Origin of the sequence: Bacillus sp. AR13-1 (genome assembly GCF_008042285.1) — a bacterium.
GTDB classification, from domain to species: domain Bacteria; phylum Bacillota; class Bacilli; order Bacillales; family Bacillaceae_G; genus Bacillus_A; species Bacillus_A mycoides.
This window is the reverse complement of sequence record NZ_QNUA01000020.1, coordinates 98,765-124,712: the sequence shown is the minus strand read 5'-3', so window position 1 is coordinate 124,712 and position 25,948 is coordinate 98,765. Positions and strand designations below refer to the sequence as shown.

The 25,948-nt window shown below is 33.2% G+C and carries 20 protein-coding genes and 4 pseudogenes; 11 read left to right on the top strand and 13 right to left on the bottom strand.

The window, feature by feature from the left end; translation table 11 throughout:
* Positions 1–157: 157 nt before the first annotated feature.
* A complete protein-coding gene (locus DN408_RS16685) occupies positions 158–790 on the top strand; it encodes a cupin domain-containing protein (RefSeq protein WP_002085579.1) in 633 nt (210 codons plus the stop codon).
* 619 nt (positions 791–1,409) lie between these two features.
* On the opposite strand, the pseudogene DN408_RS16680 reads toward DN408_RS16685, so the two are convergent.
* Positions 1,410–2,661 (bottom strand): annotated as a pseudogene (locus DN408_RS16680) (exosporium glycoprotein BclB-related protein).
* A 477-nt stretch (positions 2,662–3,138) separates the two neighbouring features.
* Here DN408_RS16680 and DN408_RS16675 point away from each other — a divergent pair.
* Complete coding sequence (locus tag DN408_RS16675) at positions 3,139–3,429, top strand: DUF4183 domain-containing protein (RefSeq protein ID WP_002031992.1); 291 nt, start codon at positions 3,139–3,141, stop codon at positions 3,427–3,429.
* A gap of 62 nt (positions 3,430–3,491) precedes the next feature.
* Here the strand turns inward: DN408_RS16675 and DN408_RS32335 are convergent.
* Positions 3,492–4,251: pseudogene (locus tag DN408_RS32335) on the bottom strand (DUF4183 domain-containing protein).
* 347 nt (positions 4,252–4,598) lie between these two features.
* On the opposite strand from DN408_RS32335, the pseudogene DN408_RS16665 reads away from it, so the two are divergent.
* Positions 4,599–5,049: pseudogene (locus tag DN408_RS16665) on the top strand (BclA C-terminal domain-containing protein).
* A gap of 323 nt (positions 5,050–5,372) precedes the next feature.
* Here DN408_RS16665 and DN408_RS16660 read toward each other — a convergent pair.
* On the bottom strand, positions 5,373–5,930 hold the full coding sequence (locus tag DN408_RS16660; RefSeq protein WP_016120192.1) for a helix-turn-helix domain-containing protein: 558 nt from the start codon (positions 5,928–5,930) through the stop codon (positions 5,373–5,375).
* Between the two features lie 117 nt (positions 5,931–6,047).
* On the opposite strand from DN408_RS16660, the gene DN408_RS16655 reads away from it, so the two are divergent.
* The 3 genes from DN408_RS16655 (at position 6,048) to DN408_RS16645 (ending at position 8,630) form a co-directional block, all read left to right on the top strand.
* Positions 6,048–6,632 (top strand): LysE family translocator, encoded by a 585-nt coding sequence (locus tag DN408_RS16655; RefSeq protein WP_016126928.1) that lies wholly within the window; start codon positions 6,048–6,050, stop codon positions 6,630–6,632.
* A 142-nt stretch (positions 6,633–6,774) separates the two neighbouring features.
* Positions 6,775–7,587, top strand: coding sequence for a glycosyltransferase family 2 protein (locus tag DN408_RS16650; RefSeq protein ID WP_002127363.1), 813 nt, complete (start codon positions 6,775–6,777; stop codon positions 7,585–7,587).
* A gap of 182 nt (positions 7,588–7,769) precedes the next feature.
* Positions 7,770–8,630, top strand: a complete 861-nt coding sequence (locus DN408_RS16645; protein WP_002127362.1) for a hypothetical protein — start codon at positions 7,770–7,772, stop codon at positions 8,628–8,630.
* A gap of 612 nt (positions 8,631–9,242) precedes the next feature.
* On the opposite strand, the gene DN408_RS16640 is transcribed toward DN408_RS16645, so the two are convergent.
* Entirely contained in the window at positions 9,243–9,773 is a 531-nt protein-coding gene (locus tag DN408_RS16640; protein ID WP_003189202.1) for a hypothetical protein, read from the bottom strand.
* Between the two features lie 271 nt (positions 9,774–10,044).
* The gene (locus DN408_RS16635; RefSeq protein ID WP_002165834.1) at positions 10,045–11,142 is read right to left on the bottom strand and encodes a YheC/YheD family endospore coat-associated protein; all 1,098 of its coding nucleotides are present in this window, start codon (positions 11,140–11,142) and stop codon (positions 10,045–10,047) included.
* A gap of 123 nt (positions 11,143–11,265) precedes the next feature.
* Between DN408_RS16635 and DN408_RS16630 the strand changes: the two genes are divergently transcribed.
* Both DN408_RS16630 and DN408_RS16625 read left to right on the top strand, forming a co-directional pair.
* A complete protein-coding gene (locus DN408_RS16630; RefSeq protein ID WP_016120191.1) occupies positions 11,266–12,486 on the top strand; it encodes an ATP-grasp domain-containing protein in 1,221 nt (406 codons plus the stop codon).
* A 262-nt stretch (positions 12,487–12,748) separates the two neighbouring features.
* Entirely contained in the window at positions 12,749–13,036 is a 288-nt protein-coding gene (locus DN408_RS16625; RefSeq protein WP_370458391.1) for a tyrosine-type recombinase/integrase, read from the top strand.
* 65 nt (positions 13,037–13,101) lie between these two features.
* Here the strand turns inward: DN408_RS16625 and DN408_RS16620 are convergent, their stop codons facing one another.
* From DN408_RS16620 to gabT, 6 genes and pseudogenes are all read right to left on the bottom strand, one after another.
* Positions 13,102–14,898, bottom strand: coding sequence for an ABC transporter ATP-binding protein (locus tag DN408_RS16620; protein WP_078179105.1), 1,797 nt, complete (start codon positions 14,896–14,898; stop codon positions 13,102–13,104).
* Entirely contained in the window at positions 14,891–16,645 is a 1,755-nt protein-coding gene (locus DN408_RS16615; protein ID WP_002168397.1) for an ABC transporter ATP-binding protein, read from the bottom strand. Before DN408_RS16615 ends, DN408_RS16620 begins: the two co-directional genes overlap by 8 nt.
* A gap of 262 nt (positions 16,646–16,907) precedes the next feature.
* Positions 16,908–17,504, bottom strand: a pseudogene (locus DN408_RS16610) (DUF1349 domain-containing protein).
* A gap of 33 nt (positions 17,505–17,537) precedes the next feature.
* A complete protein-coding gene (locus tag DN408_RS16605; RefSeq protein ID WP_078179104.1) occupies positions 17,538–18,422 on the bottom strand; it encodes a GNAT family N-acetyltransferase in 885 nt (294 codons plus the stop codon).
* 262 nt (positions 18,423–18,684) lie between these two features.
* The gene (locus DN408_RS16600; RefSeq protein ID WP_078179071.1) at positions 18,685–19,374 is read right to left on the bottom strand and encodes an MOSC domain-containing protein; all 690 of its coding nucleotides are present in this window, start codon (positions 19,372–19,374) and stop codon (positions 18,685–18,687) included.
* Positions 19,375–19,388: 14 nt separating this feature from the next.
* On the bottom strand, positions 19,389–20,714 hold the full coding sequence (gabT, locus tag DN408_RS16595; protein ID WP_078179070.1) for a 4-aminobutyrate--2-oxoglutarate transaminase: 1,326 nt from the start codon (positions 20,712–20,714) through the stop codon (positions 19,389–19,391).
* Between the two features lie 129 nt (positions 20,715–20,843).
* On the opposite strand from gabT, the gene DN408_RS16590 reads away from it, so the two are divergent.
* Entirely contained in the window at positions 20,844–21,746 is a 903-nt protein-coding gene (locus DN408_RS16590; protein WP_085963395.1) for a LysR family transcriptional regulator, read from the top strand.
* 308 nt (positions 21,747–22,054) lie between these two features.
* On the opposite strand, the gene DN408_RS16585 is transcribed toward DN408_RS16590, so the two are convergent.
* Entirely contained in the window at positions 22,055–22,393 is a 339-nt protein-coding gene (locus DN408_RS16585; RefSeq protein WP_147740257.1) for a heterocycloanthracin/sonorensin family bacteriocin, read from the bottom strand.
* Positions 22,394–23,335: 942 nt separating this feature from the next.
* Between DN408_RS16585 and DN408_RS16580 the strand changes: the two genes are divergently transcribed.
* Entirely contained in the window at positions 23,336–23,629 is a 294-nt protein-coding gene (locus DN408_RS16580; protein ID WP_002168401.1) for a hypothetical protein, read from the top strand.
* A gap of 246 nt (positions 23,630–23,875) precedes the next feature.
* Here the strand turns inward: DN408_RS16580 and DN408_RS16575 are convergent, their stop codons facing one another.
* Positions 23,876–24,919, bottom strand: coding sequence for an aspartate-semialdehyde dehydrogenase (locus DN408_RS16575; RefSeq protein ID WP_002168402.1), 1,044 nt, complete (start codon positions 24,917–24,919; stop codon positions 23,876–23,878).
* A 129-nt stretch (positions 24,920–25,048) separates the two neighbouring features.
* Here DN408_RS16575 and DN408_RS16570 point away from each other — a divergent pair, with 129 nt between their 5' ends.
* Positions 25,049–25,921: a LysR family transcriptional regulator gene (locus tag DN408_RS16570; RefSeq protein ID WP_002127351.1), complete on the top strand. Its 873-nt coding sequence runs from the start codon at positions 25,049–25,051 to the stop codon at positions 25,919–25,921.
* Positions 25,922–25,948: the final 27 nt, after the last annotated feature.

Here is a 25,948-nt window from a genome sequence, read left to right as displayed (position 1 = left end):
ATTTTATACTATTTCATCGAAATTCAATCATACTGCATATGTACTTGCAACTTTATTATTTAACGAACTAAAACCATCCTCACTTTCACATTTCAATAACTAGACTCATACCCTAATTTCAGATTGCATTAAAACATAGGAAAGGCGGGTAATACAATTGACTTCTAATATCGACTACACTTCCCCCTCAACTAATTTCACTCATGATTTAAGTAAAAGTAATTTTTTTAAGAAAGATGCCCAAAATTATATAAATGTACTTGGCATGAAACAATTAAATACTTTAGAAAATACTTCTTTATTAGATATTTATTTAAGTACAGGGAATGTTGTAGAACCACATATTCATCAAAATGCAGCTGAACTCGTTTACTGTATTTCAGGATCTGCTGTTGTTTCTTTACTTAATCCATTTACGAATCAAATATTAAACTTACCGATAAAACCAGGGCAAGTTGCCAACATTCCACAAGCGTGGTGGCATTATGAAATTGCTTCAGCAGATAATACTCATTTATTAGCTATATTCGACGCCCCAACCCCAGAAGTTATTTTTGGTTCTGATATTTTAAGATTAACTCCCGCTAATATGATGGCTCATACTTATTGCCTCAATGAACAACAATGGAAACAAGCCGTATCCCCAATTCAATCCACTACGGTAATTGGTCCTCCCGGAAACTGTAATCAAAACCGCGACATGATAAATCAGTCAACTCAGCCCCCTACTCAACAACAAAATCTATATTACCAAGATTCTTATTACTTCCCTCTATACTGGGGGTATTAATTAGTATCATTTTAATAGAACCACCATTTATCTCCTCGGAAAATATCGAGGAGATTTTTTATCGTAACAATTAATAGAGTACATACATATAATATATATATATTTAATTGGAGGTGATAGTACTATGAGTAATTATAACTATCGAAAAAACTACTCTAATAATAAAAATAGTAGCTCTTCAGCATCCTCTCAATCTTCGAACTCTCAATCTTCCGATTCCCAGTCACAAAGAGATTTAGCCGAGCAAGGCTATGTAAAGAAAAAAGGATGTAACTGTACTAAAAATAAATAGTTTATTACTAATTTGAGCAATGACATTTCACCGCTCATGATTAACAATTTAACCCACTAGTATATAGTTTATTTAATGGATGAATTCTGTTTTTAATAGAATTCATCTTTTTTGTTTATATGTAATTTTTCAAACCATATAGCTTATTCCATAAACAATAAAGTGTAAATCATAAATTTTGATTTTTCTTATATACCAACTTAACAAAGAGTAACTTTTCAATTGATTTATTTCTAATTTCCCACAAAAAATATAGCCCCACCTAATAAAATTAGGTGGGGCTATATACAAATGCCTGTTTAAATTTCAAACAAACATTGTAACAAGTTAGACGATATTAATACCTGCACTTACAAATCCAGCAACTGCAGCTATTGGACTAGCAGCTGTTAATGAAACATATAATAATACTTTATCCCCAGCGGCTACCGGAATTGCTTCAGGTATGATACCTGATGCTGTAGCACCAATCGCTATTACGGCAAATGCTGGTGCTAATAATAAAGGTGCGCCCTGTACTGTAAACGTATTACTTGCTGCAGGTGCAGTTAATATTTGTATCTGCACTTGAACAGGTGTTAATGGAGCTAATGCAGCTGTTGCACTAAAGAAACCTGCTAACGATGTAATAGTCCCTGCGCGTGGTGCTACAAATGCATAATCACCTATCCCTAACGCTAATGTGATACTTGTTCCACCCGTTAAAGCTATGCCAGGCTGACTAAATCCAAATCCAAGAAGAGTTCCTGTATTAGCTATTATCGCGTTAACTAACGCAGATGGTGTTGTACCTGAAGCAAACGGAATAATAGCTCCGCCACCAGTTGCTCCTGTTGCTCCTGTCGCTCCTGTTGCTCCTGTCGCTCCTGTCGCTCCTGTTGCTCCTGTTGCTCCTGTCGCTCCGTCTCCTGTTGCTCCTGTTGCTCCTGTTGCTCCTGTTGCTCCTGTTGCTCCTGTTGCTCCTGTTCCTTTGCTTCTGTTGCTCCTGTTGCTCCTGTTGCTCCTGTCGCTCCGCCTCCTGTTGCTCCTGTTGCTCCCCTGTTGCTCCTGTTGCTCCTGTCGCTCCGCCTCCTGTTGGACCTGTTGGACCTGTTGGACCTGTCGCCCCTGGAGTAGCATTGATTAATTGAATTAATAAATTAAAAAGAAGTTGTAAAGTTGCAGAATCAACATTTGAGTTGCAGGATATAGGGATAAGATCTAAAGCGAAGAAGAATTGTGCAAGGGCGCTATAAAATTGTTGCAATAATGTTGACAATTGTCCTAAATTAGGTGCTGGAGATTGTAATAAAACTATAATACTTTGAGTTAATTGTTTCAAAAAATTAACTTCTGGAGAAGGTAATAAGGAATTTAAGAAAATTAAAAATTGATTAAATAAATCGAGTAACGCTAATCTGTTTGCATTACTTGGATTTGCAAAAAATGCTGAAATAGCTGATACTAATGAGTTTAGTAAAGTAATTAATTGACTTAATTGTTCCCTAGTAATAGGAACTGACTGTGGATTTTTACAACAATCTGCTGAAAAAACAATTGGATTGCAGTTATTATGACCAAAACAATTATTATTTGACATTTATTTCCTCCTTACTTTTCTTATAGTTGAGTGTTTTCCTATTCTAAGAACTATAAAAGATGCGATTGTAAAAAGTAGTTGAGTTATATGTTTCTCTTAAAATAGGAAACATGAATTATAATCAAACTTGAAAACGTAATTTAATTATGTTCATGACTCACATATTAATTATATGTTTTTAATAATTGACTGCTTAGATTAAACACCTAAACTTAAGAGTTTATTTTATTTTTCCACGTTTATCTATTAGGTCCAAAAGCACATTTTCATTTAAAAATTAAAACATAAATAAATCATTAGCATATATTCTACAAGTAACAACATCATTCTTTCAACTAATTAAAAATGATACCTTTACTAATATTGTGTTCCTTCTATAATCATGAAGCCGTTTCTATTATAAAAAACTTTCATACAATATAGTGGACAAGTTATTCTATACTTCGTTCAAAAAATAATTAAAGGAGTGAAATTTAATTGCCAATTATTCAACCATTTATCGCTTCTAGAAGATTTACATCTACACTAGGAGCTGGAACAGGAACAGGTGCAGCTTTTGCAATTGCTGCAACAGCTTGTTTAAACGATGCCGGTACTACTGCAACTGCCTTTCCGACTTTTACGTATTACAACCTCTATGTAAACGGCATAATTCAACCTAGCGTGAACTCCAGTGTCACCACAGGTCCTACTGGTGCTATTACAATTCCTGGCGGAGATGTATTAGACGGTGGAATTCCAATTACAATTGAATTTATCGTCACTTAATTTTAACTAACCAAATTTAGAACAAAAAGGACAGATTTCTCTTTATAGGAAATCTGTCCTTTTTAATTGATAATAATAAATTGTAGGATAATTGAAGATCCTTGTGAGGGTGGTTCAGCATCTAATAAAGTTAACTGACCAGCTGTAACTTCATAAAAAGGTTGTGGTTGAAGAATTCCATTTATAAATAGATTAATATAAGAAACTTCACTCGGTGATAAGATTTGTGTTGTACCGTATTGTGCTATACCATCTGCATTAGTATATATAAGTTTTTCCCCATCTGAAAAAGTAAAATATAATAGGTTTGTTGTTGGGATTGTTCCCAGTATTCCCGTTGGAGCGGTTATTCCTGTTGCCCCTGTTGGGCCGGTTACTCCTGTTATTCCTGTTTCTCCTGTTGCCCCTGTTGCTCCTGTTGCTCCTGTTGCTCCTGTTCTCCTGTTGCTCCTGTTGCTCCTGTTGCTCCTGTTGCTCCTGTTGCTCCTGTTGCTCCTGTTGCTCCTGTTGCTCCTGTTGCTCCTGTTGCTCCTGTTGCTCCTGTTGCTCCTGTTTCTCCGGTTTCTCCGGTTTCTCCGGTTGCTCCGGTTCTTCCGTTTCCTCCGGTTCCTCTGTTTCCCCGGTTGCTCCGGTTGCTCCGGTTTCTCCGGTTGCTCCGGTTTCTCCGGTTGCTCCGGTTTCTCCGGTTGCTCCGGTTTCTCCGGTTGCTCCGGTTGCTCCTGTCGCTCCGGTTGCTCCGGTTTCTCCGGTTGGAAAATTAATAGACGGAAGAGGTGGAAATGTAGGACCAATATTTTTAGAATCCATAACTTCCTTAGACATTGGTAATTTGTCATATCGATTCAAATTTGCATCTCCCTTCTATAGTATTTATTAAATGTTAGATGTTCCGAAATGTTAAAAGAATTATCTAAAAAAACACTATTAATCTCTCGATTAAAATCTTTGTACAAAATCAAATTTAATGTAACTTACTAAAAATGAATGTATTTTAAACAGCATGCCGTTACTATAAAAAATATTATTAATAGAATATATGAAAAGTATCTCCTTTATCATAAAAATGAGGTGATTTTAATTAAAAATAAAGATAGAGAAAATCCCCAAAATAATGACGTACAATTATCCTTCCTTATAGACTAACTAGTCCTACTGGTAGTACTGGACCCATGAGTAATACCGGACCCACGGGTAGTACCGGCATAAACGTTACAACAAATTCTATGTTTGCAAATAATACAGTGGATGGTACAGTTTCAGTTGTACTAGGGTGGTACTAACATACTACTTTCAAACAATCAAAGCCTTGATAGCTTTGCAGTCAATAGTGCGAATGATTTATTTACAGTCCCTGTAACGGGACGTTATTATCTTTCTTATCAAATTAATACTACAACTGTACTTCTTGCGGGTTCAAGACTAATTTTAAACGGATCTACATCACTTCTGGGCTCAATTCTATCTCCTGCCTTATCTACTTCAAGTTATAATAATAATTTAATTACAATATTAAATGCAGGTAATACTATTTCTCTTCAATTATTCGGTCTCTTATCAATTGTCAATTTAGTCGGTGGTGGATCAACTGGCGCCTCTCTAACAATTATACGAGTTGATTAATAAATGATTCATTTTTTCTTCTTAGCTTTAAATGCCATTCCCCTATATAGATAGTAGAAACTATCTATACTAAATATTCCGGATAAACATTATCAATTTACTCTATACGCTATCAATGTTAAGTTATTTATGAAGACAGTTTCTCCTTTACTCATCATCTCAATATGTATTTGAGAAACATTCTCCAATCCTATACGCGAGAGAAATACTGTGTTGACACTCAAATGAGTGTCTTTTTTTTGTATTTTTCACATAATAAAAACCACCTTGTATAGATGGTTTTATAATTACGCTTCCCTTATATTTTTTATGTACATAAAAACTTATGAAGCTGGATAATAAATTGTCATACTCAACCGAGTTAACGTACTTCCTGAATTATAATAAGCGTGAGGTCTATCCGCCTTAAACCTGATTGAGTCTCCACTATTTAATCTATATTGACAATTATTTACCTCAATTGTCAGTTCACCATCAAACACAGTTATAAATTCCTCTGTTCCTTCTTTATGCGCTTCAGCATATAACTTTCCTTCTGTTTCAATTTCAACAGTATAGATTTCAAAATGTCTATCATCTTGAAAAGGAAAAGAAGGATACACTTTATATCTCCCATTGTCTTCTGATAATACTTGAACATCGTTTCGTAAAACCACTTTCGTATCAGGCTGTGGATTATTAATTAAAGACGTAAAAGACACTTTTAAACCATTCGCTATCTTCCATATTGTTGTTAGTGTCGGGCTTGAATCTCCTCTTTCAATTTGTCCAATCATCGTTTTACTCACACCTGTTAATTGGGAAACCTTTTCTAAACTTAATTTTTCTTTCTCGCGTATTGCCTTTATATTTTTCGCCAAAATAAGTTGAATTTCTTCCATAAAAAAACACTCCTACACTATATACAATATAACGACCGTTATGTATAATAAAAAGCACACGTTATATTGTTCTTTTCGGTCATTATAACATACAAAAAATACTTAGGGGGTTTTGAAATGCCTTTATTTTCTTTTTTATTATTTGTTTTTATTAGTAGCTTCACACCCGGTCCTAACAATTTTTTAGCTATGACATACGCAAATCAACTTGGTTTGAAAAGGAGCATGCAATTTTGCTTTGGAGTAGCTTTCGGTTTTTTCCTCCTCACTTCTTTATGTAGTTTCTTTAATATAGTACTAATTAATATTTTACCTAAAATCGAATTACCTTTAAAAATTTTAGGAGTAGCATACATGTTATATTTAGCTTTTAAAATACTCACTAGTAAAGGCAGTACGGATCCCGATGAAAAAGATAATAAAAACTTATTTACAGTGGGGATTTTTCTTCAGTTTGTTAACCCTAAAGGGATATTATTCGGACTGACTGTAGTTTCTACTTTTATTCTCCCTTACTACCATTCATATTCTAGTTACCTATTCTTTTCATTGTTTTTAGGCATAGTCGGTTTAATGAGTACATTTAGTTGGTGTCTATTCGGGTCGATGTTTCAAAAACTTTTATTAAAACATAACCGAATATTTAACATTATTATGGCAGTTTTATTAGTGTTTAGCGCTATTTCAATTGTTATCAACTAGCTCCATAACCATCCTAATTCTTAATTTAACAGTCCATCTGAAATAAATAATTATCCTTCCACCTATCATCTTTGTTTTTTTAGTTTTAAGGTGGGAACCTTCTAACGATAAGATTCCCACCATATCATACTAAATAAGAAGTGTGTTATATAAGGAGGAGGTTTTCATTAAGACTACTTTAATTTCTCATTTTTACAATGAAGAATATTTACTTCCATGGTGGTTAATGCATCATACAAAACTATTTGATCACGGTATTCTAATTAACCGAGGATCTACTGACCGTTCAGTGGAAATATGTAAGTTATTTGCACCTCATTGGGAAATTCGCAATTCAAAAGTATTAGAATTTGATGCCTATTTAGTTGATCAAGAAGTTATGGAAATTGAAAAAGAAGTTACTGGATGGAAAATGGTATTAAATACGACAGAGTTTCTTTGTTGTTTTAATAAAGAACAATTTTTCACTTCACTTAACTCTAATGGAGGGAACATGTTTTCCATTAGAGTTATAATGATGATCGATGAACCTTCTCACGGCTATTCTAATCCAAGATACAGTATTCCACTAGTCAAACAACGTTATCACGGTATTTTAATCCAACCCAGTCCCAATCTGCTTTATCTCAACGGTAGATTAATTCACAATATTTTTCATGGTGACTACAGAGTCGGCAGACATGGCTCACATTATCCATATAGCATTTACATGCAGCCTGCTTTCGTTTTAAAATTTTTTTATAGTCCATGGAACGAGGCTATGAAAAAAAGAAAATTACAAATTGGACCCACTCTTTCTAAACATAGTGTACAGCGTGGTTTAGGTTCTCATCATTTAACAACACTTGAAAAATTAGAAAAAAACTATACGCACTATGCGACCTTAACTACTGATCTTCGGTTAATCCCAGAATACCAAACTGTATTTCCCGATCTATGCTTTCCTAACTATTAATATCGTAAAAAGGTTAGCTATACATTTCTTATATTTGGGTTAACTGAAACAAATTCTACAGAACATACATCTAAAATTCTTTCTCTTATTCTCCTAAATAGAACTTTTTTCTACCTTGTACAAACAGTTCTTATCCTCATTAAATATAATATATAGACAAACAGAAGATAGGAGATTAAAGAATGGCTGATTTTTTTTATAAACATGGTAAAAAGTACTATAAAAACTATTCATATTCTCACAATAAAAAAGAGAACTGTTTCACTAAAACGCATACGATTGCTGGCTCAAATATACCGTTAGATATTATTGTACCAGCTAACACTTCAAGAATAGTTTTTGAAGATGCTACTAATAATCACAATAAAACATTACTGCAGTTTCATGTTCCTGGTACTTCTGCACCAATTGTTGTAACTATTCGTACAAGAAATTCTCGTAGACCGATTACCGCTACAATAGCTTCAGGTGAAACAAGAATTCTTCAAGTAGAAAATTTTGAAAGCCTCACTCTCACAAATAATAATAATACAAGTAGCGACATTGGTGTTTATATCCAAAAAACGTTTTGCATCTGCTGCAATGAACAAAATGATTATTATAAAGAGCATTCATATTCTATTAACGAAGATAGTAACTGTTTTGTCGAAACTCACACGATTGCTGGTTCGGGAACTACCTTAGCTGGAAATGTACCTCTCGATATTATCGTACCCCCTAATACCTCAAGAACAGTATTTGAAGATTTTACTATTAATCACAACAAAACTTTACTTCAACTATCTGTTCCTAACGATTCCGGTCCCATTGAAGTAACAGTTCAAACAAGAAGTTCTAACATACCAATTAATGCAACTTTAGTTCCTAATGAAACAAGGATCTTTCAAGTAGAAGATTTACAAAGCCTTACTCTCACAAATAATTCCGATACATTTGATTTTATTGATATATTTATCAATAAAACATTTTGTATTTGCTGTGATGACCAGAACAACCCTTGCGATGAATGTAACCATGAATACGACAATGATTATGATTGTTAATTTTAATGAAATAGCATTTTTGTTTATAAATTTTACACATTTAAAGTAGACAAGCATATGTTATTATATGGAGATTTCCTCCAATCATAAGTTTCTTATCTTTCTAAGAGTACGTTTATAGGCGTGCTCTTTTGATTTTTTATCCAATAACGATTTTTATATCCACACGCTTCTTACTAAGCTTCATTGCTAAATAAGGTTGGATATATTTTTTCTATTTTTGAATGTATAATCCAAAACTTATTACTAGAAACTGTACAAATACTAATAGCTCTTCAAAAAAAGAAGCACATGCTTCTGTGGCAAAAGACAATTCGAGTTGACGAATTTGATTTTTCGCATCATCAAAATCAGAAGCTACAACTTTTTATTAAATACAACTTCAGCCTTATGACCTTGCAGTATATATTGACAATACTTTAGCTAGTCATAGAAAACCTTATGGATCAATCGCAGTATATAAAAATCCAAATACTTCTCAACGGATAGGATTATGGACAGTATATGATCCATCAAAATATTTAATATATTCCTAATTTGGTTGGGTAAGTAATAGACCAATTAATCCATAATAAGAAAAAGAGGCTGCGAAATAATTACAGCCTCTTTTCTTTAATCGCATTTTTCTATTTGGTCGCCTTCTTCACCTGCATTTTCTGCCGAACTATCCGTTCCGCCTCCTACTGCATGTTGCTGTTTAGTATTAGAACTTTCGATGGCAGCGTTGGTTCCCGCTGCACTGTCTTCTCCACCACCACTTGCCACTTGAGTAGCACTAGCCTGTTCCTTACGGGTTTTATTAATTTGATTATTGATGATAAGTACAAATTCTGCCTCTTCATCCGAAGTTTCTTTTTTCATTTTATGCGGCTCAATCTGGTCCCCACTAATTCCTTTATTTATGGCTTCGCCTCCAGCGCCCACCGTTTCTTGCTGTCGGGTATTCGATGAATCGATTGCTGCATTACTTCCTGCTGCACTATTTTGTCCGGCTCCACTGGCAATTTGTGTTGTATTCGGTGCAAATGTAATCTGATTATTAATGACAATGACAATTTTTCGTTTATCAGCAAGATTTCCCAAATTAATTTCTTCTCCATCTTTTTTTACAAATCGAAACGTGATTTTTTCATTGTTTTCCATACTCTCCCCCCTTTGTAGTATTAAATGACTGGAGAATGATAATGGATTGGACAAGCGTATTTTTTTATAAATATGTGACCCCGCCCACAATGAAGGATGTATTACCAGGTTCCGGTATTTACCTCATATTAGGTACGTTGGCTTGGCGACAGTCCAGCATCCGCCGAATTTCGGAATGCATGGAGAAAAACCTTATAGGAGATATAGAAAGAGAGATTAGTAGAAACATTGGTATATAAAGGTTTCTAGGTTTCATTATATTTTCCTTTTCTTATTTATATTTATCAGCCAAATATCTAGCATAGTGAACTAAATTTCTAGCTACATCTAATTCAAGATTAAATATATTAGGTACCCCTGGTCTCCAATTCACCTCAAATAACCACAATTTTTGATCCTTATCAATCCCTACATCAATTCCTAACTCATCAAATAGTATATCCTTATATAAAGAATTAAAATGGTTAGAAAAAGTTACTGCAAATCGTTCTAAATACCTTTTAATATTATACCAATCGTTATCAAACTCCGCTTTTAAAAAAACATCTAAATACGTACTATAACCACCCTTAGCCATATTTGATACAATACTTCCTAATGGACCTATTCTCGGGAATATAGAAGTAACAACCCACCTGCCTTCCCCATTTCTTTGAACATGCAATCGAAAATCATAAACATGACCAGATTTCATTTGACATGAAATAAACTGTTGAATTATGTAACCTTGCTCTTGAATCTTATCAGATATAAAGCTCCGTAATTGTTTTTTATTAATAGATGAAATTTGTTCTGACTCATTCATACTGTAATTCATCCCATTTTTTTCAATGAAAATAATACCACTACCTTGATGTCCAGAAATTGGTTTAATAATAAGTTTTTCATAACGATTAATCATGTCAAAAAACTTATTAACATCATTTAATTCATAAAAAGGAATAAGATATTGCTTAAATTTTTTCGCTCTATTTATTCTGTTATATACACTTAATTTATTTCCAATTGAATGACTTGTAAAAGGAACTTTTTCATGTAGATAATCATAGATTTGCTGATTTTTATCACTAACATGAACACTTGCATTGTAAATAACATCTGGAAAAGAAAATTCTTGTTCAATCCACTTACCATTTTCATAAGTTTTACCTAAAATCTTCTTCGTTTCTATATTTACTTTTCCTAAAGTAAAATAAAAAAATTCCACACCTTCAGCTTTAGCTACAGCAGCATAAGTATATGCTTTCTTTACGTCATTCGGATCTTTCCGATGATGAAGCATACCAATTATAGTCATGTTAGTTCTTCTTCCCTTCTTTCTAAAGATTTTTTTCAAAACAAATATCAAATTCATTATATATATATTCATGTTCTTCCTCATTCAACCATTTTTCGAAAAATCCAGAACAAGCTTAACCTCATTTTAATATTCTACCTATAGAAATAATAAACCTGAGATTTTATAAAATGATAAAGGTTAAGGTGACATAAAATGGATACTATCGTTTTCATTGAAACAAATAAATCTGGATCAAGTAGGGAAGCAATCAAAGCAGCTGAAAAACTTAATTTCTTTACTGTTTTATTAACTAAAAAAACAAAATTTATTAATGAACGCACTATATTCCCTGATGTACATCAGATGATTTTCACTGATATAAATGATTATGATAATATAATTACAACAATTGAAAAATTAAATACATCAGGAAAAAACATAAAAGGGATCTTTAGTTTTATTGACCCTTTTGTTTATGTGGCTGCACGTTTATCAGAAAGATTTTGCTCAAATATTGTATCTACTAAAGCTATCCATCATATGGAAAACAAAATATTAACTCGTAATGTACTTAAAGAATTACCAATCTCACTCAACTATTTAATTTACAAACCAACAGAATCATTATCATCTTTTCTTGAAAAAACTAAAGAAATAAATTTCCCTCTTATTGTAAAATCCCCTAAATCAACAGGATCCAAAGATGTATTATTAGTAAAAAATAAAGATCAATTAATCTTATCTATACAAAGTCTTTTAAAAAAACTACCTAATGAAGAAATTCTACTTGAAGAATATATAGATGGACCTCAGTACTTAGTTGAAATTTTAGTTCAAGATGGAAAAGTCCATATTATAGCAGTAATTGAACAAGAAATTACACTTTTTGAACGTTTTATTGTTACTGGTTATTCTTTACTAGGACAGGTAGACAAAAGACTATATAATAGTCTTTTCAATGCAGTTAATTCTGTTATTCAGGCCTTTAATATGAAAAATGGAGCGTGTCATCTAGAACTCCGGAGAATAAAAGATGTTTGGAAATTAATTGAGATAAATCCCAGAATATCAGGTGGAGCAATGAATGACATAATTGAAATTGGACATGGAATCAACTTAGTGCAAGAGACTATTCAGTTAATGTTAGGAAATAAACCTTCACTAAATAAAAAACATTATAAATATGTGTACGCTCATTACCTAACAGTTAAATTTAAAGGAAAACTAATTCGAGTTACAGGGAAAAACCGTAGTTCTAAATATCCTGGTGTAGAGAAAGTTTATATAAAACCTAAAAAAGGAACTATCTTAAAACCACCTACATCAATGGGACATCGATGTGGATACGTTTTAGCTGCAGCCTATTTTAAAACAGAAGCTAAAAAAATAGCTTTAGAAGCAGCTAAAGAAATTTCATTTGAAATCCAAAAATAATAAATACGACATATATACACCAACTGATGAAAATATACTAAAAATCATATTTCTTATAATTTTAATTTCTTTACTAAATAGACGACTCCAAAATGTTTTAATTTATATATGATAAAATATATCCATCGCCGATATGTCCAAACATGTAATTTTCATAGCAGCAAAATTACAAATATACTTTTACAACATGATTCAAAAATCAATGAAGGAATGTTTTAAGTGAAAGGACATATTCGAAAAAGAGGAACAAAGTGGTGTATTATTGTCGATATCGGAGCTGATTCAGAGACAGGAAAAAGAAGACAAAAGTGGTTTTCGTGATACATTTAAAGCCTATTTGAAAAAATCCGAATTAAAAAACATTAGATTTCATGATTTACGCCATACTCATGCAACGCTTCTTTTAAAACAAGGAGTACATCCAAAGATTGTAAGCGAACGATTGGATCATAAGGACGCTTTCATAACCTTAAATCGCTATTCACATTTTTCACCTAGTCTGCAAAAGGACGCTGTTAAAACATTTAGTGAAAGACTATTCGGATGGTAATGTTTGCAAATATAAAAAATGAGGTTTCTCTTTTCTAGAGAAACCTCACCACATCAATGTTTTTGTTAAATTTTAAACTGACTCGTATACAAATCAAAGTAAAACCCACCATCTTCCATGAGAGTTTCATGATTTCCTCTCTCTAAAATACTTCCATCTTTTATTACAAGTATTTGATCTGCTTTTTCAATCGTTTTCAGCCGATGAGCGATTACAAAACTTGTTCGCCCTCTCATTAAATTATTTAATCCAGATTGAATTTGTAATTCTGTTCTCGTATCAATATTAGATGTTGCTTCGTCGAGAATTAATATATCTGCATCTGCTAAAATCGCTCGTGCAATCGCAAGGAGTTGTTTTTGTCCTTGACTTAAATTCGAACCTTCTGAAGCAATTTCCGTTTCATATTGATTCGGTAGATGTTTTATAAAAGAATGTGCTGATGCTGCTTTTGCTGCTGCAACTACTTCTTCATCACTTGCATCTAAACGTCCATATCGAATATTTTCCATAATCGTTCCTGCAAATAAATACGTATCCTGTAAAACAACCCCTATTTTACTCCGCAAAGAATTAATATCATAATCCTTGATATCTTTTTCATCAATGCTAATTTGCCCTTTTTGAATGTCATAAAAGCGAGTTAACAAATTAATAATTGTTGTTTTTCCTGATCCAGTTGGACCGACTAAAGCGATTGTCTCCCCAGGATTCGCCTCGAGACTCACATCTTTTAAAATCATGTTGTCCTGTGCGTATCCAAATGAAACTTTCTCAAGCCTAACATGTCCTTGTAAATTTTGTACAAGTACTGCATCTTTTTTATTTTGAATTTCTGGTACTTCATCCATAATTTCAAAGACACGTTCTCCTCCAGCAACTGCCGCTTGAATCGTATCCATTAAAGTTGCAAATTGACTAAGTGGTCTTGAAAATTGTCGAGAATAATTAATAAAAGCTGCAATGACACCTACTGTTGTCATTCCGTTTAATACCATTACCGATCCAGTTCCAATTACAAGCCCCATTCCTAAGTTATTAATAAAGTTCATACTTGGAAAAATAAATGCTGAAAACGTTTCAGCCTTCGTTGCTGAAATTCTTAGCTGTTCGTTAATTTCATTAAAGTTATGTACGGTTTCTTTTTCTTTTCCGTATAACGTAGTTACGTCTGCGCCTGTAATAGCTTCCTCAATAAATCCATTTAATTCTCCTAAATCCTTTTGACGCTTCGCAAAGTTTTTCCCACTATAAGCAACTAGTTTTTTCGTAACGAAAAACATAATAGGTACTGTAATTAAAGTTACAATCGCTAAAATCCAATCTAATGAAAACATCGCAATTGTTACACCTATAAACGTTAACGCTGATGAAATGATTTGCACAACACTTTGTGTCAAAGCTTGATTTAAGTTATCAATATCATTTGTCACACGGCTCATTAAATCACCTTGAGAACGTACATCAAAGAATCGTAGAGAAAGTGTTTGGATTTTTTCAAAAATATCTTGTCGTATTTTTTGTATAGTCTTTAATGCAACATTAATCATTACAAATGTTTGTAACCATGTTAATAATACGGTTATCCCATATATTGCAATGAGTAGCATGCACATTCTGGCTGTCCCGCTTAAATCCTTCGGTACAATGTATTCATCAATGATGACCCCCATATAATATGGCCCCAGTAAACCTAGTAATGTCGTGATAAATACAAGAATAATAACGAACATAAGAGATGCTTTTTGATACCCCATATAGTTCCATACTCGCATTATAGTTCCTTTAGTATTCTTAGTTTTTCCCGTTTTCGGATTGTTACGTCCACCTTTATTTCCAAATTGTCCTTGAAAATTACGCACGCTCTTCCCCTCCTTCTTGCTGCAGGCTACCACCTTGGGAAAGATAAATTTCCTGATACACTTCACAAGTTGCCAATAAATCCTCATGCGTACCATTTCCAACTAATTCACCGTTATTCAAAACGAGGATTTTATCAGCATCTATAATAGAAGATATTTTTGATGCAATTAAAAATGTCGTTGTGCCACTATATCTTGTCCTTAATGCTTCCTGTATTACAGCTTCTGACTTCGCATCAACTGCCGATGTAGAATCGTCTAATACAAGAATAGATGGCTTTCTCACTAGGGCTCTTGCAATAGATATACGTTGTTTTTGACCACCAGATAGATTGGTTGCACCTTGTGTTAAGTTATATTCATAAGAGTCTTCCAGCTTATTGATAAACTCAGTCGCACAAGCAGATGAAGATGCTAATTCCAATTCATCATAAGTTGCATCTTCTTTGCCATAACGTAAATTCTCTTCTATACTGCCTGAAAAAAGAAGTGCCTTTTGTGGAACGAAGCCAATGGAAGCACGAAGTTTTTGCAAATCGTATGCTTTCACATTAACATCATCTATACATATTTCACCTTGATCAACATCGTAAAGTCGTGGCAATAGTTTCGCCAATGTAGATTTACCACTTCCGGTCGATCCAATAATCCCTATTTTTTCACCTTTACGTACAGTAAAGGAAATATCTTTTAAAACATATTCATTATTTTTCGTATAACTATAGCTAACATTTTTAAACTCTACATTACCACCCACTTGCTTTGGTTCATATACGTCGCCTTCAGTTGTAATATCAACTTCAGTATGTAAGACTTGTTGTACACGATCAGCTGATGGAAAAGCACGGGCAATTTGAATAAATACCATACTAATAGACATAAGTGACATTAAAATGATATTTAAATAGTTAATAAAAGCTAAAATGGCCCCTACTTGGAGTGTACCGTTAAAAACTTTCTCGCCACCAATCCATAAAGTTGCTACAATTCCGCTATTTACAACTAGCATAATAATTGGCATCATCAATGAAATAATTTGTATTGCACGAATATTTATTTCAGTTAAACTTGTATTAACTTTCTCAAACTGTGCGATTTCATATTTTTGTCTTACATATGCTTTTATAACACGTACACCGGATAAATTTTCTTGTAGCTTTGTGTTTACTTTATCTAATGCTTCTTGTACTCGCTTAAATGAACCGCTCGATTGACCTGCAATCAATACAATTGCAACTAATAATACGGGTACCACAACAAGTAAAATTGGAAATAGGTCTCTCGCTGTTACAAAGACTATAATGATACTTCCAATAAATAATAACGGTCCACGGACAAGTACACGTAACGTCATCGTCATTGCCGATTGAATAGATGTAATATCATTTGTCACGATTGTTAATAATTTACCTGTTCCAAATGAATCACGATTTTTGCTAGAAAATGTTTCTATTTTCGCAAACACATCTTTTCGTATGTCTGTAGCGAAATTAACAGCAGCTTTTGTAGAATACATCATACAACCAAGTCCTCCAATTAAACCGATTGCTGCTGCTCCTATCATAAGAAGCCCCATTTTTATTACATAATTCAAATCCCGGTTTGCAATTCCAACATCAATAATATGTTGCATTATTGTCGGTTGAATTAAGTCCATCGCAACCTCAAGTACCATAAATAGCGGTCCAATAATAGCGAAGAACATGTATGGTTTTAAATACTGTAACAACTTGCGAAATGATTTCATACACAATCTCCTTTTTTCATGAAATTACCATCGAATAATTTATAGTCCTCCTTATTTGAGCAATATAGTCTGTAATTTCTCCATTAGTCCTATTATATTAGGTAAATTAATATTTAACATTATTAAATGATAAGTTTTAAATCATTTTTAGTCAATAAAATGGAACTTTAATCTACCAGGCATTTTCACTACCAGTTGATGTGAATACTCTTTAACTTAATAAAAACCGCATTCTCATTTAGTAAGAATGCGGTTTTCCCATCTATATTTGTTCAATTTTAAAATCGAAAACCTCGGTCTCGAATCCATTATTTTCAGAAGGACTACACGTATAAAAACCAATTTTAACAGGCTCATTACCTATGTCCTCCATCAAATGAGCGATTCTTATTTGTTCCCATCGCTGACTCGTTTTCACATATATTGTATAATCGCCAAGTTTTCGAATAATTCAAAAACGTAATTGTTGCTTAGCAAACTCATTTGGATAGTCTTGCGTTGACCAATCAGAATAGCCATTATTCGTTACGACAGCACCTAAATGTGATGGGCCCTCAGGAATATATTCTAAAGATGTTTTTAACCAACACTTCTCAGAAATCATAACAAATAAACCCGCTTGATCGTATGTCGCATTTGGATTCATGCGCAATTGAACCTCAGCCTGAAAATCTGTCATTATCTCATCATAAAATACATGGCCATTCATTACTTCAAAACCATAATGGGTTTTCAGCCAAAAATCTGTTTCTTCTTTCGAATGGACAATGAATGTATCATTGTCTTCAAGTTTGTAAAATTTAGGTGCGTTCATTACAGTAAGTTGCTCAATATGATTTGGTATATATGATGTTTTCATAATTCCTCCATAAAAAAGCATTTAAATTAATATTTAAAACTCAGTTAATACCGGGAATTTATAACCTTTAAAATCTAATTCTTTATTACTTCGAACCATTAAATACTTACTAGTCTGTAATTCTGTATATTGTACATCATCAATTCCTAATTGATCTGGGTAGAAATAAAATTCAATCTCCGTAAATTCCCCAGAGATTTCCTCACATAATTCATCTAAAATCGGAATTACCGGCGCAAATACTCCAAATAATTTTAGTTTTTGATTTTCTACTGTAAAAACAATCAGCGCATCTAATTTCTCTGAATAATAAAGGTTTTCATTCCATGTTGAATCATACATATTTAAATAAAACGAAGAGCGGTAATTTAACGTTGAAAATTTATTAGAAAGCCTTTGGCCATTTTCAATAATCTCATGTATTAATTGTCTATCCTCTTCATTATAAAAATCTAACTTTTTAAGTTGAGAATCTTTGTAACCTTTATTTTCGTATGATACTGTCATCAAATATTCTTGCACAATTTGAAAACCAAATGGTTTATATAGTTCCGGATTTTCAGTAAACAAGACCGCACACTCGCATTGCTCATCAATTTCCTCTATCATCTTACTAAACAATTGTTTCATTAATCCTCTTCTACGATAATTCGGATGTGTCATTACTGATTGAATACCCGTTGCATTTATTTTTTCACCATTAATTAAAAGCGGAAGTGAAAATGCCGCAACATTTGCAATCGCATTATCATCTTGTAAAAATGATAATGCTTTATATGTATAATCCCAATACCCTTTCTCTGAAAAATCCTGCAATGTTTGGCTCGTAATCCCAAACACTTCTTCAAATAAAGGAAATAACTGTTCTCTTCTCGGTTCTTCTAATAGCAAGTTTGCCATTTTTTCAACATTCCCCATTTTGTCCCTCCATACGTCGATTCCATTAATTTAGATATACTTATATGACCTACTCTCAAAAAATAGGCCTTTCAAATCAATATAGTATCATAAAACTTTTAAAAATGGTTTAATTTATTTTATGTTTTGATTATTAAAAAACAAGTCGAATAAACTAGTATTAAGATTTTTGAATAATATCATGTTTATTATATAACAAATGGTGCTTCCTACTTATCTTTCCGATAATAGAAATACACCATTTTATGCAAATATAATTCACCTATTCTTTGGTTCCCTCAAGTCGCTCCTTCGTACTAATTTCTTCTCCCTTCACTCGCTTTTCAAACGTCTTTCTCCAACTAGTAGACAGTGCATTTACTTCTAAAATCCTTTTTAATCCTTCAGAGTTTTGTTTTTCTTTATGCATTATGCGATTCGCAAACAAAATTGACACACCTTTTGGATCAGGCTTCAACAATTTTAAAGTATCTACCGGTAATATCCACCCTTCTTTTAATACTCGAAAATAAAAACCTGTGTATCCTGTATCTTGAAAATATAATGGCAACTTTGGAATATTATATTTCTTCGCTAATTTAAAACAAGGTTGTCTTGGCTGCGTTACTTGTACAATCGCTTCTCCGAGTTGAAACGTGTCACCAATACAAACATCTTCTTCACGCATTCCGCTTACTGTTATATTTTCACCGAAAGCCCCATATACAAGTTCCTGATTCAATTCTTTTTCCCAGTACGGATAGTGATCACCAGTATAAACACAAACCGCTTTATCTACCCCTCCATGATGAACTAAATCCGCCTGTCCATCTCCATTAAGCTTTAAAAATGATAAAAAAACAGGTTCCTTTACTTGCTTTTTATTTATCCCTGTTTGAATTAACTTCCCACCATACATAACCTCTTTTGGCAGTCCTATATTTAGAGATAGGACTTCATATGCTTTAGTCATTCAAATCCCTCCTCTTACTTGCGGCACAACTTTTCAAAAGACTCATTTATTATTTCAAATCCTCTATCTATTTCTTCGTTTGAGATAACTAGAGGTGGTAAAAAGCGTAGTACATTATCAAATATCCCCGCTCCAATACTTATAAGCCCATTCTTCCAAAAATCTTCAATTAGCTTTACTGTTAGTTCTTTTGCAGGTTCTTTCGTTATGCGATTCGTTACAAGTTCCATTGCAACCATCGCACCGATTCCACGAACATCACCAATCACTTCGTACTTTAATTGCATTTGATGTAGATGTGACATTATTCTATTTCCAATTTGCTGAGCCCTTTCAACTAGATTTTCTTCTTCCATTATTTCAATTACAGCAAGACCGGCTGCACATGATAACGGACTCCCGGCAAAAGTTCCACCAATTTGTCCTCTCCCAGGAATGTCCATCAACTCCGCACGACCGACAATAGCACTTAATGGTAAACCGCCAGCAATTGATTTTGACAAAGTCATTATGTCAGGTTCTATATGAAAATGTTCCGTTGCAAACCATTTCCCTGTTCGGCCAAATCCAGTTTGCACTTCATCCATTATCATTAAAATACCGTATTGATTACAAATTTCTCGTAATCGTTTTACAAATGAAATGGAAGGAACAATAAACCCACCCTCTCCTTGTACTGGTTCCATTACGATCGCTGCTACTTTTTCAGGTGATACTTCTTCTAAAAACTTTTCAAACTGATAGATGACTTGAGAATCCACTTCTTCAGGAGAAACTCCTTCTTCAGCTCTGTAATAGTACGGATACGGCAATATATGCATGTCTGAAACGAACGGACCAAATCCTGCTTTATATGGAGTTTCTTTGGTCGATAAAGACATTGTCATTAATGTTCTCCCATGAAATCCTCGTTCAAACGAAATTACTTTACTCCTCCCTGTTACTTTACGTGCGATCTTTACAGCATTTTCAATCGCTTCCGCACCACTATTGGCAAACATCGTTTTTTTCTTACTTGTACCTGGCACTTTCTCATTAATTTTCTCCGCTAAAGTAATATAATTTTCATATGGAGTTACATGAAAACAAGGATGTATAAACGATTCTGCTTGTTTTTGTACCGCTCTTACAACTTTCGGATGACAATGTCCAACATTTTGCATACCAATTCCACCAGCAAAATCAATAAACTGATTTCCATCTACATCTGTTATTATCGCTCCCCTTGCTTCTTTTACATATAAAGGCGTTAAATGATATATTCCTGTCGGTACGGCCTCCTCATACCTTTTTTGAAGTACTTGTGAATAACTGCCCGGTAATACACTAGATTTCAACAATTCTTCTTCACCTCATCTAATTTTTTAATCAATCCATTTCTGATAAAGTGATTATATATCCCACAAAACCATTGTTCAATTCAATTATTTATATAATAATGATAGGTATATCCTATGATTAAACTTGAGGTGATTTCAATCGAATTACGACAATTAGAATACTTTTTAGCTGTTTCGAAAGAATTACATTTCACAAAAGCAGCCGAGAAATTAAATATTTCACAACCTTCACTAAGCCAACAAATACGTGCATTAGAACATGAAGTAGGCATGCCACTTTTCGATCGAATTGGTAAAAAAATATCTTTAACTGAAGCAGGAAGAGTTTTATTATCGCACAGTAAAACAATCTTTCACGAAGTCGAACAAGCTCGTTCTGCCATTCAAGACTTAAATGGATTACATCATGGTTCCTTAACAATAGGATCTTTGTTAACCGTAGTAAATTATTTACTACCACCAGCTATATTAGATTTCAATAAGCAATATCCAAATATCGAACTCTCTGTGTTGGGGCTTCGTACAGGAGAAATTCGTGAAAAATTATTACAAAATGAATTAGATATTGGTATTACATTTCTCCCGGTGCAAGATAAAGAGATTGTTTCTATCCCACTATATAAAAGTGAACTTACATTAGTTGTGCCAACCAGCCATTCTTTAACTGAACGTAAGTATGTATCTATTGAAGAATTACAGGACTATCCTTTAATTCTTCTACCTAAAAATTTCTATTTAACAGAACTAATTACATCTCATTGCCAAAACTTTAACTTTAAACCAAAGCCAATTTTAGAAATTAGTACAATGGAATCTTTAATTCAAATGGTCGCACAAGGTATGGGGATTACCGTGTTACCAAAACCGTATATAGACTTTTTGCAAAATGAGCACATACAAGCTATTAAAATTGAAAACCCCACTCCAACAATAGATATAGGACTTATTTATAGAAGAGATAAATATATGTGCGCTGCTACCCGGAAATTTATTGAGCAACTCAAAATAACAGTACATTCTTTACAAAAATAAGCATAAAAAGAGATTATCCTATGCAGCCGTTACACAACGACCTATTAGAATAATCTCTTTTTATAATGATATAAAACATTACATTTTATGGTTTCTTTTCTAATAACCTATTATTCATTATAAGTGCTAAATTATTATCGTATTATTAAGCTACACATCAGCGATATTTTATGTCTATTTCGTATAGGTGTTAGCAAGTCCGTTTGCAAACTTGTTAGCACATTTTTATAAAAATTATATAATGCTTCACAAAGTAGGAATCCGTTTCGATCAATCTTTTTTCAAAATGGATTCCTTTTTGTCTCTTATCAATATTCAAATGTTACAGTAGTACCATTAAAACCATCAAAACAATTAGAGCAATTAGAGCAATTAGAGCAATTAGAGCAATTAGAGCAACCACCACAACCAAAACAACTAAAGCAACCGAAGCAACCAAAACAACGGAATCCACCACAACGACCACCGCCACAACGACCACAACCACCACAACCACCACAACGACCACCGCCACAGCCGCCACAGCGACGAGCATCATCTGTAATATAGTAATATGGATATTGGTTTTGCTGGTCCCAATACACAATATTTCCAGGCTGATAATCATTAAGGCTTAACGCTTGTAGTTCTTGTTGAAAATTATTCATCTTCATGACCTCCGTTTATAAACTAAAACCCCATCGATACTTTCCTATATTTCTGTTCGTTAAATCTAAGTAGAAATAGCGCTATAAAGTGAAACTTTAATCAGTAGGGGTTTTGTTCATCCCCACTGATTATTAGCCCGCACCAATCGGGCGTTTACGGGCAGCAGGGCTCCCACCTAACTTCTTTGCTCCAGTTGAATTTTGAGGTGGGAGTTTTACTGCCCACAAATAGCGGGATAAACTAAGTTCAATACGTACACCAACAAAATATGACCTATCACTAGATGATGCACCTTGTTCATATGCCTATTTTTAGGTTATTTTTACTATGGGCTCATTTTTATAAAGTGAAACTTTAATCAGAGGGGGTTTACGGGCAGTTAATGCGGGCTAAATGGACATTATAAAATATGAATTTAAACAATAATATTTAGATTTATGTCATCATTTTCTAGTTCTATAGTCGTATATTCCATAATTTTGTTTGGTCATCTTCGTATTTCCAATATGCACTCCCATCTTTATTTTTCTTCGCTTCAATATCTGCTATATCAGAGCTAATTTTATAAGTATTTATAATTAGTGATTTCTGCTAAGAAAAGTCTATTTTTATGAATGGCAAATCAGCGATGTTTTTTGCTATTTCCCCCATCACAACCACGGTTTTCCTTTTCAAAAGGCATTATTTACTGTCTAGTTAAAACCTTGTTAAGATTACCGTAAGAATAGACTTTTAATAGGTTGTAAAAATAAGTTCAACATTACAAAACTAGATTTAATAATATCAAATGGATAATACTCTACATCGAAACTTCTTATTTGCGATCAACTATTTATTGAAACGAGCAAACTTGTATTTATAGGATTGCAAATAGCCACATTTTACAATTAATGAATAAATTTTTTACTCATCCATTTTCATGGCAAAAGGAGTATATATTAATGTGTAATAGCAAACCAATTGATGAATTAACTATTGAGGACCTGAAACAAAACCCAATATGGGAATGGGCAATAGATGAAGCGGAAAATGAAGAGTGCGATGAAACGTGGGTAAAACCAGTGGAAACAATAAATTTTACAGAAGAATTAAACGGTTCAATAGTACTTGGCGAATTAATAATACATAATGATGAGAAATTCCCTATGATGTGTAGTATTGATATTGAAAATAATGAGGTATTAATTAGTTCCATTGTTTTTATAACGAAAAAGAAGATGAGTATATTGCTATAGAAGATGTAGTGAAAAAGGTTGAAATGCCTTTATCACTTAATATTAATCTCACAATTAACGGAGAGCCTAGATTTTTAAAATTCTCTGCAGATAAAGTTGATATTTATAAAAACACTATAAAAACTAACTTAAATTAAATTTTAATTGAAGTAAGAGGAAAATACTCATTAAGTAAAAAACAGGAAACCATTATAATTAACGGTTTCCCAAATATCCTTCTATTTTCAATATTTATATAAATCCATACTAAATAATCCCATTTTCCACCAATGTCTCTGCGATTTGAACTGAGTTCCAAGCAGCACCTTTTAATAAATTATCAGAAACGATCCAAAGATGGAATCCTTTTGATGTATCAGGATCTTTACGTATTCTACCTACAAATGTATCTCTTTTACCCTCTGCATATAATGGCGTTGGATAAATTTGTTCACTAGGATTATCTTGTAAAATAACACCTGGTGCATTCAGTAGTACTTCTTTAATTTCTGCAACGGTCGCTTCTTTTTCAAGTTCAATATAAACTGATTCAGAATGCCCCGATACAACTGGAACTCTGACGCAAGTAGCTGCCATTTTCAGATTTGGATCTTCTAAAATTTTCTTCGTCTCTTGAATCATCTTTACTTCTTCGAATGTGAAATCATTGTCTGTAAATATATCCACTTGCGGCAATACATTAAATGCAATTGGATAATGTTTTTTATCTTTTTTCACTGGTAATATAGTGCTCTTCACTTCTTCACCTGTAAGCATTGACTTAGCTTGTTCTTTTAATTCATGAATCGCATGAATTCCTGAGCCTGATACGGCTTGATACGTTGAAACAATAATTCGTTCTAAACCAAATGATTTTCGAATTGGCTGAAGAGCTGTTACCATCTGTAGTGCTGAGCAATTCGGAACTGCAATGATCCTTTTATGTTCCCTTAAAGTATGTGCATTTACTTCTGGAACGACGAGTGGTACATCGTGTGCCATTCGGTATTCACTTGTGTTGTCAATTACGATTGCACCACTAGAAACTGCATGATTTACATATTGTCTAGAAACTTCTCCCCCAGCGCTAAAAAAGGCAATGTCTACACCTTCAAAACTAGTTGATTTTGCCTCTTGTATTTTAATCTCTCGTCCTTTAAATTGTACTATCTTACCAGCAGATCGTTTTGACGAGAGTAATGTAATTTCTTCTATATTAAATTTCGTTACTCTCTCTAACAATGCAATGATTTTTTGCCCTACTGCGCCTGTAGCTCCAACTACAGCTACATGATAGCTCTTTTCACTCATTTTTTCTCCTCCAATTTCAATTGAATGAATTTCTCCACAACTTAATTTTAAAAGAAATTTAATGATTTGAAAAATTGAAATACATGATATAATCATTCACAAATCATGATAATAAAAGAGGTATCATTTATGGAAATGAGACATGTTAAAACATTTTGTGCCATTGTTAAATATGGTAGCTTTTCTAAAGCTGCTCATGCATTAGGTTATGCGCAATCTACTGTGACAGCCCATATTAAAGCATTAGAGAACGATTTAAACATTCCCCTATTCGATCGATTAGGAAAAAAAATACTTCTTACAAAAGCAGGTCATCAATTTCATCCGTATGCATTAGAATTACTTACTATTTATGATAAAGCGCAAGAAATCCCTCAAAACAGTGACCATTTAGAAGGAACATTGGCTATTACATCTAATGAATCATTGGCAGTGTATCGGTTACCACAATTATTACGTACTTACAAACAGGAAAATCCGAAAGTAAATATCGTACTTGAGACAAATACCAATGAGCAAGCATTGAAAAAATTACATGAAGGAGAAACCGATGTTATCTTCATAATTGGAGAAAGTATAGAGCATAATGATTTTATTACGTGCAATTTATGTAATGAAACATTTGGATGGATTTTCCCTGCTCATTTCCCTTCAAACACTGATCCACTCCTTTTATTACAAGATACTCAATTTATATTTACAGAACAAAGCTGTGGCTATAGACCAATGGTAGATCGTTTTTTACGTCAAAGCGGAAGAAATCCTAATAAAACATTTGAGACTTCCAATGTTGAAGTCATTAAACAATCCGTTATGTGTGAGTTAGGAATTTCTATTCTCCCTTACATCGTTGTACAAGAAAGTAATCAAAAAGAACAACTCTGTTTTCAGCCCATCGAAACTCCAGCCGTCATTCAAAGCCACGTAATCTATCATAAATCTAGATGGATATCCCCAGTTTTGCAATCGTTTCTTACATTATTAGAGAGAATAGAAAAGTAAGCGAGTAATTACAAAAATGAGTAACTG